The following is a 13787-nucleotide window of genomic DNA, read 5'->3' on the forward strand; positions in this document are numbered from 1 at the left end:
GGCGGCTAAAGCCGCACGTTCGTTTTTCCTCCCCCGGCTAAAGCACAGGGGTTTCCAAACGTATCGGAGGTTATCATGATTAGCTTTTTAATTACTTGGCTAGTCGCCGCAATTTCTCTGGTGATTACCGCCTATCTGGTCCCTGGTCTGTCAGTGGCCAGTTTTTGGGCGGCGGCGGTGGCGGCGATTGTAATGGGATTGGTCAATGCGATCGTGAAACCGATTTTGGTGCTTTTTACCCTCCCGCTGACGATTTTGACCTTGGGCTTATTCCTGTTGGTGGTCAATGCCATTACCCTCGGATTGGTGGGCTATCTCACTCCGGGCTTTTATGTGGCAGGGTTCTTCCCCGCACTTCTCGGTTCCATCGTTCTCTCTTTGGTCTCCGGTCTGATTGGGCGTTTCGTCCAAGAAAGCAGCCAGGAGGTTTAATTATACTGTAGGACTCGCAATATACACCAGCGGGGCGCACTGCGGTGCGCCTTTTTTCGATTGACTTATACTATATGCTTCTTTTGGGGCGATTGAAATCGCGCCTAGGCAAGCATAGTCCGCTACAAAACCCTATACCCCCTAAGATTCCTCTTGTTGTTCCAAACTTCGCAGACGCGCTTCGAGTTCGGCAATTCGCGCTTCTGCCGCTTGTCGCGCTTGCGCCTCTTCCCGATGACTCCGGAGGAGTTCCCCGGTTTCGGGGTTATAAAACCGCAGTTCACCTCCAGGCAGCGATCGCAATTCTAACCCTAACACTTCACTCCAAATCATTTGTGTCCCATCGGGTAACGCGGTTACCTCTATGGGAAAGTAATTGCCTTCCCTTAACCTTAATCCCTGGAGTGGAGGACGCAGATAATCCCCGGTTGGATCGTATTGGAAATACTCGGAGACTCCCAAAAAAGCATAGATTCCTTTTTTCGCTCCTTGGTCTTGACTGCGGGTGCTTTTAGAGGTAATCTCTAGCACGAAATCAGGTTTTTTATCCCCTTCTTCCCAAGTTTTATAAAAGCGTCGTTTGCGTTTCTCTACCCCAAAGACGACAAAGGTATCGGGAGAAACCACGCATTCTGGTTTTCCCTGTTCGTAATAGATAAACAAATTGCCCGAAACGTAGACATCCTGACGGTTTTGGAAATGGATGTCCAGGGCTTCAACGGCATAAATCAAATAATCCCGTGTTGGATCGCTTTCTGCCATTGGTTTACCATCTTCCTCGGGATATTCTATTTGTTGTGAGGCTTGACTAGGCGAAATTGTCATCGTCGGATCCCTCAACTCAATGTTTCTATCTATTTTATCTTAACAATTCATCTACAAAACTTACGTACTACCCTCACGAATCGGGTGGGCAAGCAAATATTTGCCCACCCTACAGGTCTAAATGTAAGGTGCATCCTGCCCAGCGTATCCAATGTTTAGGGTCGGCAAGTTAAGTCAGTCCTAATTTACCACAAATGTTGCCTTTTTCTCCTCGATTTTGATAAAAATTTCCGATCGCGTCACCCGGGGAAGGTATAAACCCGACGGAGAAACCCCCAGACACAGAAAAGGGTAAAAATTGAGATGAATCAACAGGGGAGAAGAGAATACACTGGAAAGAGACCAACTGGATGGAGAGGGAACCCTCATGGAAACGAAGCGAAAACTAAGCCTTCCGCAAATGGGATGCGGAACCTGGGCCTGGGGAAACCGACTGTTGTGGGGATATGACCCCAGTATGGACCGACAACTGCAAGAGGTTTTCAACCTTTGCGTGGAAAACGGCGTCACCTTATTCGATACGGGAGATTCCTACGGAACGGGTAGACTCAACGGACAAAGCGAGAAACTGCTGGGAAGATTTTCCCGCGAGTATCGAGGGGTAAACCAAGAGAAGATTTGTATTGCAACCAAACTTGCACCGTATCCCTGGCGCTTGACGAGAAAGGCGATGATATCTGCAGGGGAAGCATCGGCGAATCGGTTGGGGAAAAATGTGGATTTGGTGCAGATGCATTGGTCTACGGCAAATTACGCCCCTTGGCAAGAATGGCCCTTGTTGCAGGGATTGGGAGATTTATACGATCGCGCTGAAGTGAAGGGCGTGGGGTTATCCAATTACGGGCCAAAACGCCTGCAGCGAGTGCATAAAATATTTCGCGATCGCGGTATTCCGATTACCAGCTTGCAAGTGCAATACTCCCTCCTTTCCACCTATCCCGTCACCGAATTAGGCATTAAAGAAGTCTGCGACGAATTAGGCATCCAACTCATTGCGTATAGTCCCCTAACGTTGGGCGCATTAACGGGAAAATACTCGCAAAATGGCCCATTTCCCAAAGGCATTCGCGGCATACTGTTCCGACAGATGTTGCCCAAGATTGGCCCGGTGTTGCAGACCCTAGGAGAAATCGCCCAGGGGCGAAACAAAACACCCGCCCAAGTTGCCCTAAATTGGTGCATCTGTAAAGGAACCATTCCCATTCCTGGTGCGAAAAACTTGGAACAAGCCAAACAAAACATCGGCGCGATGGGATGGCAATTAGATGCCGGAGAAATGGCGGAACTGGATAAGGTTTCTGCCCGGGTGGATAAACCAATGGTGCAGAATATTTTCCAAACCCAATAACCGCGCCATAAAATGGGTTTGAAAAGCCCCTGGATCGGGGTGTGGGTAGACTTAGCCCGCCTACGCGGGCTAATTTAAAAGCGCCTTTTGACAGGCGGATTTGGTATTATATCGACCCCGGAAGAATCGCAATAAAGAAGAATTAGTCTGCGTAGGCGGACGAAGAAAACCCAGGCGCGATCGCAATCGCCCGCCACAAGAAGGCCATCGACTAAACCGGGGATGATCTAACTACCGTTGAATGCCTTTAAAGCGTTCTTTTGCGGCGGAAAATGCTTCTTGCATGGCGGCTTGAATTTTTTCCGGATCGGGTTTTTTGCCGCCCATCAAGTCGCCGAAGTAGACACAAGCGCCTTCGCCCAAGGCCCAAGTATAAGCGGCGGCCCAAGTGGCGGCGATCGCGCTACCCAACACCGGGACAAATTTAATCAGTTCCCGACCTACGGCTTGTGCGACAAAACCGCCGGCGATCGCGCTAACCACGCCCCCGGCTTGCGATCGGGTGAGAGTTTGCCCGTAGAGGCGGCCCAGCAGACCCACCATCGACACCTGTAACGCAGTTAACACGGGCATGGTGGCAAAGGGAAGGGGAACCACCGCCAAGGTTGCAGCCATCACGGAAAAGGCTAACATATATCTGCGCGCCACATCGCGATACAACGACCCCAATTCCGAACCGGCTTGTTCGTCCAATAAGGCGTAGATAGCCCGGGCTTCGGCTTCTGGAAGCAAGTCAGCTAGGGCATCGCGCAGGGCTTCTAAGCCGTAAAATACGGGGGTATATTCATCTTCTTCGAGGGTAAAGTCAATGGCAACAGCGCGATCGCACAGGTCGGAAAAATCTTCTTGTAGGGCGGTAAATGCCCGTTGCAGGTCCTCATACTCTGGCGCATAGGGGGGATGATCCGTGACTGAGGGGGGATATACTTCATGCAGGCAAGTCACCGCCAGCAAGCAGGGGATATCGGGATAGCGCGATCGCAATTCTTCCGCCACTTGGCGCAGGGTTTCCGTGGCGAAATCGTTAATTTTAACCGTCAAAATCAGGATTTTTGCTTTGCGGGTTTCCTGCTGCAAATCTCCTTGTAATTCCTCGATAATCGCGTCGGTTTTTTGAGTCGTATCCCCGAGACCTACAGTATCGGTAAAAATCAGCAAGGGCAAATCGCTTGACGGATAGGCATAGCGTTCCGTATTTTGGGTATGGGGACGAAATCCCTGGCCGACAATTTCCGCCGAAACCCCGGTGAGTCCTCGGACGATGGAACTTTTGCCTGCTTGGGGTTTGCCAATTAACAGGGCTTCCGTGGTGGGCAATTCGGCGCGAACCTGCTGCAAAATGTCGGCGATTTCTGCTTCGCTGACGTTGAACCATTTCATCGCGGTTTGGGTGGCGCGATCGAAGGGTAACAGTTGCGTGATGCGTCCCCTGGCGTCGTTCCAGACTCCCGCAATGCGGTTTTTCCAGGAATTATCTGAGGACGACGGGGTAGCGTCATCAGTGGGTTCGCCAGACAGTGAGTTCGGATCGCGTGGTTTGCTCATGGACATGAAAACGGGTGGTTGCTGTACGCTCAATCTTGCCCGAGGGTGGGATGCCCTGGCGAGGGGTGGAGATTGAGACGGTGGGGTTTGAGAAATACTTTATTACAATTGAGGGCGATCGCGCTCTAGGCTTCCTCGGCGTGCAGGAAAAATCCCGGGGCTGTCACGCCTCCCGCTTCATTTTAACATTTGCCGCCCTCAGGTATCGGTTCTATCTACATGGCTTTAGGGTTAAAGCTTTGCCGATGTCTTCCCTTGTATTCTCATCTTTTGGCGAGGGAAAGTGTCAAGAAAGAAGTGGGAAAAATAGTAGTTTTGAGGGTTAAATGTCGTTTAAGCAATTTCAACTGTGGGTATGTAGGTTGCTAATTTTAAGTTTTTTGGGTTATAATAAAAAGTTTATACCACCGAAGATGGGGGTGGTAGAGACACAGAGTGCAATTTCCCCCCTAAATTATTCGCCTAGGTGATTTGTGCCGAGCAATGGGAAAAAGCAACGAACCTGAAATAAAGCGCGATCGCCCTAGACGGCGGTTGCGGGATCCATTACTCGCGATCGCCCTTCCACCCGATCCCCGACCTGTATTGATAAACTGTCCCCGTTCTTTAGCCCAGCAATATTAAAACAAAACTTATCATTCGTTTCCAATTGGTAGGAGTACAATAGAAGTAGGTTAAAATCTTAAAATTTTTAGGGGTCAGCCGAATTGTGCCGACAATTATGATAAGATGGTTGATTAATTTTTTTATAGTATCCCGCGATCGGCGGAAAGCTAGAGCCAGATTGGGACCGGGAGAAGAGCCGTAGCATAGCGTTGGACAGCAAAAAAGGGAGCAATGAAAATGGAAGCGAGCGAACTACTGAAACTGTACGAAATGGGAGAACGGGACTTTGCGGGGGTAGACCTCAGTGGAGCGGACTTGCGACGAGCGAACCTCGCCGGAATCCACCTCAAAGGGGCGACCCTGCGCGGGACAAATTTGAGCCGCGCGAATTTAACCCGTGCGGATCTCAGTCAGACCGCGATGCACTGGGCGAACCTGAGTTTCGTAAAAATGGAAAATGGCAAACTCAGCGATGCGGACCTGACCAAAGCATCCCTGGCGGGGGGAATTTTAGTCAAAGCCAAGTTACCCAGAGCAAAACTGAGTGGAACCAACTTAAACGGAACCAACCTGAGAGGAGCAAACCTGCGGAGTGCGAATCTCAGCGGTGCGAGCATGGAATGGGTCAACCTGCGGAATGCTAATTTAACCGGCGCGAATTTGAGTTGGGCGAATTTATCCGCCGGGAGACTGAGTGGGGCGATGTTATATAGCGCCCAACTCAACGGGGTGAATTTAGAGCAAACCTATCTGAATGGGGTTGATTTAAACGGTGTGAATTTGAATGGGATTAATCTGCGCGATGCCAAATTGAACCACACCAATTTAGAAGGGGCGACCCTGATGGTGGCCAATCTCACCGATGCAAAACTGCGATCGGCCAGTTTAATGGGGGCTGATTTAACCGGTGCCACCTTAGCAGGAGCGTCTTTAATTAAAGCGAATTTGAATTGGGCCTCCTTGCATCGTGCCGATTTGAGCGCAGCGGATTTAAGCGAGGCGACATTGGTAGGAACCAATATAGAACAGGCAGATTTTGCCAATGCGATTTTGCCCGAATTGACCCGCAAATACTTTTATTTAACCACAGGAGGGAGTGCGGCGGCGAGACAAGAAAGAGCCGTAAGTGCGCCAGTGGGTTGAGAGAAAAAAGAAGAATGAAGCATTAAGAATTGAGCCAAAAGGCTTGGGGGGGTTAGAGGTTAATGCTTCATTCTTATCGCGGTGTTAGGCCAGGATTAATCGATTCTAACCCGGAAGCGGATAAAACCATATTCCCCGGGAGACAGCGCGCCGACCTCGACCACCACTGCGCCGCGCACGTTTGGTAACGCACAAGCGTTAGGGGCGATCGCGCCAGGGGGATAGAACCGACCGCGATCGGGCGAGTCATTAGCGCTACTGAGATAAACCGTCGGCGTCGCCGAGTTGAGCGCCAGCGCGATGCCCAGATTTCCCGCCAACCCGCCATCCGTCGGCGTTCGCCCGTTAAACGCATTCAAGATAAACTGCTGCGCGTCCTGCAACGGGTCGCAAATCGTCACATTTTCCGCCACCTGATTGCCATCGGAGAGGAAATAGATAGTATATTCTACCTCATCGCCGGGGAGAATCTCAACATCCGTTCTGCCCCGCAGGAAATTGGCAGGCCAATCCGGGAGGGAGACGGTATCGGTAAACGAAATCCCATTCACCCGAGTCACTCGTTTGATTAATTGCAAGCTGGGGATTCTCGGTATAGTAGGCACCGTCACGCTATCCTCGTTATTCTCCGGTGTAGGGTCAGACTGATCCACCCCGGTGATGGAGGCGGTATTTGTAATTGGGTCGGCGGTCTCCACCGTAGCAACAATCTCGATACTCTTACTGGCTCCATTCTCCAACTCACTCACGCTCCAAACCCCAGTATCAGGGTCGTAAGCGCCGTCGCTATCATCCGACACGTAAGTTAAATCGCTGGCCAACTGTTCGGTGACTTCGATATTCGTTGCCGTTGACGGGCCGTTATTCGTAAGGATGAGGGTATAGGTAATCGTATCTCCCTCGGTGGGATTGCTGTCACTGACACTTTTCGCCAGAGACAGGTCAGACAGTTGCTCCGGTACGGTAACATCGTCCGCATTATTGTCGGGGTTGGGATCTGTGGCGCTCGAACCGGTAATATTGGCGGTATTTGTAATTGGGTCGGCGCTAGTGACTTCGGCGGTAATTGTGAGCGTTGCGCTTGCGCCATTAGCCAAATCGCCGATCGCCCAGACACCAGTGCTGGAGTTGTAAGCGCCGCCGCTATCGTCCGAAACGTAGGTCAATCCCGTAGCTAACGGTTCGGTGACTTGCACCCCTGTGGTATTGGAAGGGCCGTTGTTGGTGACGGTGAGGGTGTAGGAGATAGTGTCGCCCACCGTGGGATTGGGGTTATCCACGGTTTTGGTAACTCCCAGGTCAGCCGTTGGCGTGAGCGTGTTGGTGTCGGTGCTGCTGTTGTTATCCGAGTTCGGATCGGGGATACCACTGGGAGGCGCAACGGTGGCGGTATTGGTCAAATTCCCGGTGGCTGCGGCATCCACCGTTCCGGTAACCGTAAGGGTGATGCTGTCACCTTGGGCCAGAGTGATACCCGTCCACGCACCAGTATTGGAATCGTAACTGCCGACGCTTGGGGTAAAGGTAGGCGTGAGGATAGTGGCGGGAACGGTATCCGTGACGGTGAGACTGGTGAGGGTACTCGGACCATTGTTGGTCACGGTAATCGTATAGGTAATCTCTTCCCCTGGAGTTACGGTGGTTTGACCGTCATCTTTCACAATCCCCAAGTCAGAGGAGGGAGGAGAGACCGTGGTACTGATAGTGGCCGTCTCCGTGCGGTTTATGGTGTCGGAAGTACCGTCATCGTCCACCGGATCGGTGACATCATTCGGTCGCTGTACGGTTGCTGAGTTAACTAACGGGTCAGATGCTGCCAAATCCACCGTTCCGGTGACGGTAAAGGTGGCGGTAGAGTCATCGTTAAGCGCCAAGGTGGTGTTGATATTATTCCCCGTTCCCGCCGGATCGCCGCAGGTACCCGCACCTGTAGTAATAGCACAAGTCCAAGTGACATCAGTCACGTCGGCGGGAATGGTGTCTGTGAAACTGGCGGGGGAGGCGTCGAGGATATCGCTGGGTCCTTCATTGGTCACGGTGATGGTATAGGTAATGGAGGTCCCCGCCACCACCGCCGTTTGGTCGGCGGTTTTGGCGATTTTTAAATCCGCTTCTCGAACCACCACAACGTCTTGCACAACTACTGGAGACGAGGGGACATAGGCCCAAGTGTCAATGCCTCTGTTATTACCAAAGTTATTGGTAAATGCGTGCGCTCCACCACTACTATCAACCCCAACCAGAGCACGAGGGGGAGTGGGCGCATTAGCAGGACAGGTTGTCGTGTCACTCGGATCGGTACACAAGCTAGTATCGTCATAGTAGATGGTTCTATCGCCTGTGTCCACATTTGCGATCGTGATCCCGTTGGGCATTTGCTCCACATCCAAGAAGGGAAAATGGACTTCCCCGGCATTCAACGAAATCTGAGCGCTATAGGCCACATTCCCCGGAGGCACGGCATTTCCCTGTCCGTCTAAGCCATCCCAAAATACCGTGTTGGAACCGGGGTCTGCGGTACCAATCAAAACGCGGTCTATCTGGTCTTGAAAGTCTCCATCGTCATTCAGGTCGAGAACTATTGTATAACTTCCTTCAAATCCCGCCGGAACGTCAAAGGTAAAATTGCCGCCTAGGGGGGTAGTTCCCGCCTGACCCGTAGTTCCTTCTACGCCGGCGAAGGCAAGATTTGAAGGAGTCGGTACTGCTTCTTCTGTGTTTCGCAGCCAAGTATCACCACTCGCAGACGGGACATCTGAATTGGGAAAATCACCCACTGCTGGTGAATTGAAAAAAATCTTATGCGTGCTATCATCGTTGGCGATGTCGGTAGGATCTTCAAAGGGAAACGGAGCGGTACCGGGTAAATCAACGGATTGAAACAGAGCGTCTCCAGTGGTGGTGTCGATAAATCCTTTCTTGTTGGCAAAAAAGAAAAATCCAGCCGGCTCAATCCCATTCAGGTTCACTTGGTACCGATAGCCATCCTCGGTCAATACAAACGCCTGCGAATTGACGGGCTGAATCGTGAAGCCGCCAGCAAATGTAAAGCTGGCATTAAGGGCTAAGGAGTTGCTAAACGCTCGACCTGGGATGGCGACGGTACTGGTATCATTTGCGCGAACTGTAACATCCCAAGCCGCAACAAATGGATCGTTGTTGTTCGGAGCAGGCCAATCACTATTCGCGGGCCTGGGGTTGGGATCATTTGTCCCACCGGGATTGGGACTTTCAAAGTCGATTTCCCAGACGCCGGTTTCGGTTACGGGTATGGTACAGGGATCGTATGCATCGGCAGCGGCACTGGTTGTGGAAGGGCCTGCGACTTCTGCAGCCCGGTTGGCGATGACCCCATCCCCTGCGGTTGTTGTTGCATCGCAACTAACGGCTGGACCGGTGGGCGGACGCGCTATGATATCTGCTCCATTCGTCCGAAAGGCACTAGAAGCCAAATCAATCCTTTCTCCCGCTTCGGCATACACTTTAATCGTAGTTCTAAATGGAATTCCACTGATACTGGTGTTACGAAATTCCAAAAATGGCCGATAGCCGCCGTTGGCGGTCAGTTCCCGACTCCCTTCGGCGCGCACGCTGGTGGCATTCAACAGGGAAAACAGAATCGGTGCCACGAACAGCAACCGACCCATCCAGTTCCCGGATACATTGATGGGGTTCATCGCTCACCTCCCGCCTGAGTTCCTTCCGGCGTTCTCGCTGGGGCGGGAATATCTTGTCCGAAGCCGGGCCATAATTGATTCAACTTGAAGGTTAACCCTAAATACGGCCCGGACGCCGATCGCTCTCCCTCAAAATCGCGATCGCTCACCTCCCCAAACACATATCCTGCCGCCAACCTTAACTCTGGCGTCACGTAAAACCCGACTTCCGCCACCACGCCAAACTCATCATAATCGGCTTCCGGTTGGTGAATCCATCGCCCTTCTCCAACCACATCCCACCGATATCCCAACCGATAGGTGGCTCTTACTTGCCCCAACGACACTAACGACGTCCCCACTAAATCATCCGCTAAATAAGACGTCCCATGTCGCACGGCTGCTTTTCCATAAAACTCCCATCGCCAATTCGGCGCATAAATCCCCTCCAACGCAAATGTATGATCCTGCGCTTTTGTGCCGGAATCAAACAAAATACTCTCCGGTATCGTCGCCGCATTTTGCCGAAACTCATAGCGCAACAACCCATTAAACCGATCGCTTTCTGGATTCCGATAAGCCAACCCCAGCCGCAAATGAATCGTATCCCCAATATCCTCAAACAACTGATTGGACGATGAGGCTTGCTGATACCTTCCCAACACCGATAAGGAGTCGGTAATCTTCCCACTCGCTGCTGCTGAAATCACTGTATTGTCTCCACTGCTGGAAAACCGATGTTCGTAACGGGCACTGGCGGAAAAGTCCGGATTCCCCGTATATTCAAACCCAATACTATAACTATCCCCCCCTCTAATTCCCAAGGACGATGCACTTTGTCCCGGGGCGACGGGTTGCTCGAATTGACTCCCGGAACCGGTGCGCCCAAATAAGGAGCCAAACACATGCTCGTAAGCTAAATTCACCCGAAATCCGGGAAACACGGTCCACCCATGTCTGATTCCCAATGCGGCCCCCATTGTTTGCCCGTTCGCGAAGGAATATCGCCCGGTCAATATCGTATCTTCGGTTAAATTATAATCCCCATTCAAATTCACGCTGGTGATGGAATTGTCGTCAAATTGTCCCCCGGTAAACCATACTTGATTCAGTTGCAATGTCACCCCCGGAAGCAGTTGCCAATCTAACCCGAGAATCGTCCGGTCTGGATAAACCGTATCCTCATCTCCCAACAAATTTAATTCATTTTGCGCCCGAAAAGAAATTTTATCGGTAATCGGTACGGCTAAGCGCGATCGCAATTGCGATGAGGTCACGTCTAAGGGACGAGTTGCTTCCTCATCGGTTCGGTTGCGCCACACCCAATCTAACCCGACAGTTGCCCGTCCGATGCTCTGTTGCAACCCTGCTGTAATTGTGGTTAACGTATTGTCCACTTCATTCCCGGGTAACGCTTCTTGTCTGGGTCGCAAAAAGTCATCCAATACGGTTATCGGTCGCGGGGTCGCCCCAAAATTTCGCTCCCGGTCGTAAGAAAACTGTAGTAAGGTGCTGTCAGTCAATCGACTGGTTAATTGTCCCCCATATCGCGTTTGTCCGGGGACGAAACTGATGGTGGCATCGTTGGCAAATCCTTCGTCGGTATTGCGATAGTAAAGTCGTCCGGAAAATGGTCCGCCAGTGGCGGTTAATTCGGCGCGATAGGCTTCTCCGGTGACGAGTCCTAAAACTTCGGAATTGTTGGTAGAGTGGGCATATTCGGCGATAAATTGGCCGCTGAATGGCGATTTGAAGTTGGGTACCTCTTCTTCGGGATTCACCTGCCGCGATCGCTGCCGATTTTGCCCGAATACATACATCACGTCGGCCCCATACAATTCAAAATCCCGAATGCCTTGATTTTGCCGCACGTAGGTCGCCCCTATCCAACTCGGCGCGTTATAATCTCGGGAAAAGTTATAGCGAATTCTTCCGCCCCATAAGTTGGTCTCTCCGTCTCTTTCTTCATGTTGATAGGTGGCAATAATCCGTCGCGTCACTACGGTTTCTATGCCGTTGACGGTAATCACATCGGTTCGCAATATCGGGTCGCGAAACAATATCGCGCCGCGATCGTAATCGATTTCGTAATCTTCTCCTCGATTCAGCGGTTGTCTTCTAACAATATTTCCGGGCCGCCCAATTTCTTCGAGTTCTAAAAACAGGTTCTCGCTTCCGGGAATCACTAACCGATTGGAGAGAAAATAATACCCGCTGGTCCCGTCGGGGGCGATCGCATCTCTCTGGAATCCTTCCACATCATTGGCATATAACCCGGTAATCTGCAACGGCCCCAAATTATAATGCCCTTTAAATCCGTGAAAGGCCCGACTAATCGCGGTGTATTCTTGCGATCGCGTGGCCAATTCTCCAGTCCCGTAGTCTCCCCACATGAAATAGTCCAATCCCGCATTCTCAATCGGGGAAGACCGCTCGAATCTCAAATACACGCTGTCGCTAGAGGAGGCGATCGCTTCTACGGTGGACGCATCTCCATACAGGGGATAATTCTGTTCGGAAAACTGGGTGTCGCTAAATAGTCTTTGTCGGTTTCCGCTACAGTCGCAATTAATGGCTCTCTCGCTATTATATGCCCCGGTAAACAACCATCCGCCAATTTCCCCAATGGCAAATGCTGTCCCTTCTAAATCCAATTCGTAATCGTTGTCTTTATCTGGGGGCAAAAAGTCCCGAAATCTCCCCCAATAATCGGTTCCGCGCGGTCCAAATCGGAGATTGACCGCCCCGGTGACTAAACTGGGTCGCAAGTAGGTGTCGAACTGTATCTGGGTAAACGCTTCTAGCAGTCGCCCCGCGCCAGTTTCTCGGTCTAGCGCCGCCCGGATTCTCGCGGTTTGCGCGTCTAATGGGGCGCGCAGTTGGGCGCTGAATGTACCGGCGATCGCCTGTACCTGAAATCCGGGGTCGTCGGGATTGAAGTCCTCGCCGATGAATTCCCCGGCACTGGCACTTAAGGTAATCACTGCATCCCGCGCTGACAGATTCCCGCTTTCATCCAGGAGCTGTCCGCTGACGTTGACTACTGACCTGCCGTCTGCTGGCGCTCTGGTTTCTCGGGTCTCTACGATTAGCTCGTTGGGCGCGCCTTCTACAAATACGGCGATCGCTGTCTGTTCCTGGCTATCGCGCTGACGCAGGGCGATCGTGTTTTCCCCTTCTCGCAATGGCACTCCGTACCAGGTCTGGGTGACAATGCCCGTATTCGGATCCTGTTCGGTCCGCCCGATTAACTCCGGCGATTGGATTTCCCCGTTCACCACTAGCTCTATTTCGCTGTTTTCGGGGAATTGTACGGTGACTCGCGTGGCGGGAACATCCAATACCGCCTCGGGACTGGGGGAAATAATCGCCAGCCCATCCCCAACTACGGATTGTCCTACTTGCGATATCCCCTCCCGGGTAGTGGAATCCTCTATCTGCAATTGAGAATTAGAAATTTCCCCGGCGTTGTTCTCATTTTCTGCTTCTGATGTTATTATTTTGCTATAGGGAATTATTCGAGACGGAATGATTCCCGTGGGGGAAAGGGGGTAGTGTGTCTGGATGTCGAGATTTTCCCCTTCACCGCCCCACTCTAAAGTATTGACAAAATCGATAATCTCTCCGCTTTCTGCTGTAGCTACATTTGCAGGGCTATTTTTGGGTGTGTCTATTGCTTCAAATGCCCATAAGTCGCCACTTTCCCGGATTTCGCGATAGCTCTGCTTGCTGACAGATTGTGTAGCTACATTTGTTAATACGTTGTCATCAGTTAAGCTGAGGGTGGAGCTTGCAAGTGGCAGTACATTTGTGTCTACATTCGTAGCAATTTGGGCTTCCGGCAAATCCGGCCAAATTCCCCTCTCGTTACCCAATTTTTTGCCTGTCTCAACAATCGTGGCAACAGGTATGCTTACGTAAAGTGCTACACTTTCTGGTTTTTTGGATAGCTCAAATCCTGACTCTGCCTGCAATTCAAGGAATTCGGTAAAATTTACATCTGTTGTTTTATGGTCATCATATAACAGATTGCATGTTGACAATTGCAGTATATCTGGAAATGCGGAGTGTTGGTTCTCGCGTGACAGGATTTCCTCGCCCGGAAAATATTGCAAATTGCATGTTGACAATTGCAGTATATCTCGGGAGTCGCCCTGGGAATTAGCGATCGCCTCGTCTAACTGTAGATTCCCCGTTGACAACTCTAGGCGAGGTGTAGTTTGAGAGTTATC

General features: G+C 51.3%; 7 protein-coding genes. 3 read left to right on the plus strand and 4 right to left on the minus strand.

Annotation, left to right across the window (positions count from 1 at the left end; all coding sequences use genetic code 11):
* Positions 1–75 precede the first annotated feature (75 nt).
* The gene (locus tag AC0QH1_RS07040; RefSeq protein ID WP_324630278.1) at positions 76–432 is read left to right on the plus strand and encodes a phage holin family protein; all 357 of its coding nucleotides are present in this window, start codon (positions 76–78) and stop codon (positions 430–432) included.
* 141 nt (positions 433–573) lie between these two features.
* On the opposite strand, the gene AC0QH1_RS07045 is transcribed toward AC0QH1_RS07040, so the two are convergent.
* The gene (locus AC0QH1_RS07045; protein WP_324630279.1) at positions 574–1257 is read right to left on the minus strand and encodes a Uma2 family endonuclease; all 684 of its coding nucleotides are present in this window, start codon (positions 1255–1257) and stop codon (positions 574–576) included.
* Between the two features lie 367 nt (positions 1258–1624).
* Here AC0QH1_RS07045 and AC0QH1_RS07050 point away from each other — a divergent pair, with 367 nt between their 5' ends.
* On the plus strand, positions 1625–2605 hold the full coding sequence (locus tag AC0QH1_RS07050; protein WP_324630280.1) for an aldo/keto reductase: 981 nt from the start codon (positions 1625–1627) through the stop codon (positions 2603–2605).
* 231 nt (positions 2606–2836) lie between these two features.
* Here the strand turns inward: AC0QH1_RS07050 and AC0QH1_RS07055 are convergent, their stop codons facing one another.
* A complete protein-coding gene (locus AC0QH1_RS07055) occupies positions 2837–4150 on the minus strand; it encodes a GTPase family protein (protein WP_324630281.1) in 1314 nt (437 codons plus the stop codon).
* Between the two features lie 837 nt (positions 4151–4987).
* Between AC0QH1_RS07055 and AC0QH1_RS07060 the strand changes: the two genes are divergently transcribed.
* The gene (locus AC0QH1_RS07060) at positions 4988–5899 is read left to right on the plus strand and encodes a pentapeptide repeat-containing protein (RefSeq protein WP_324630282.1); all 912 of its coding nucleotides are present in this window, start codon (positions 4988–4990) and stop codon (positions 5897–5899) included.
* Positions 5900–5994: 95 nt separating this feature from the next.
* On the opposite strand, the gene AC0QH1_RS07065 is transcribed toward AC0QH1_RS07060, so the two are convergent.
* Together AC0QH1_RS07065 and AC0QH1_RS07070 are read right to left on the minus strand one after the other, a co-directional pair.
* Positions 5995–9576: a DUF7507 domain-containing protein gene (locus AC0QH1_RS07065; protein ID WP_324630283.1), complete on the minus strand. Its 3582-nt coding sequence runs from the start codon at positions 9574–9576 to the stop codon at positions 5995–5997.
* The gene (locus tag AC0QH1_RS07070; protein WP_324630284.1) at positions 9573–13430 is read right to left on the minus strand and encodes a TonB-dependent receptor; all 3858 of its coding nucleotides are present in this window, start codon (positions 13428–13430) and stop codon (positions 9573–9575) included. Before AC0QH1_RS07070 ends, AC0QH1_RS07065 begins: the two co-directional genes overlap by 4 nt.
* Positions 13431–13787: the final 357 nt, after the last annotated feature.

It is taken from the genome of Phormidium sp. CCY1219 (assembly GCF_055795085.1).

Bases quoted from the DNA above. Each gene is read 5' to 3' on its own strand.
- AC0QH1_RS07040 (WP_324630278.1), top strand. From the start codon at position 76: ATGATTAGCTTTTTAATTACTTGGCTAGTCGCCGCAATTTCTCTGGTG.
- AC0QH1_RS07045 (WP_324630279.1), bottom strand. From the start codon at position 1,257: ATGACAATTTCGCCTAGTCAAGCCTCACAACAAATAGAATATCCCGAG.
- AC0QH1_RS07055 (WP_324630281.1), bottom strand. From the start codon at position 4,150: ATGAGCAAACCACGCGATCCGAACTCACTGTCTGGCGAACCCACTGAT.
- AC0QH1_RS07050 (WP_324630280.1), top strand. From the start codon at position 1,625: ATGGAAACGAAGCGAAAACTAAGCCTTCCGCAAATGGGATGCGGAACC.
- AC0QH1_RS07065 (WP_324630283.1), bottom strand. From the start codon at position 9,576: ATGAACCCCATCAATGTATCCGGGAACTGGATGGGTCGGTTGCTGTTC.
- AC0QH1_RS07060 (WP_324630282.1), top strand. From the start codon at position 4,988: ATGAAAATGGAAGCGAGCGAACTACTGAAACTGTACGAAATGGGAGAA.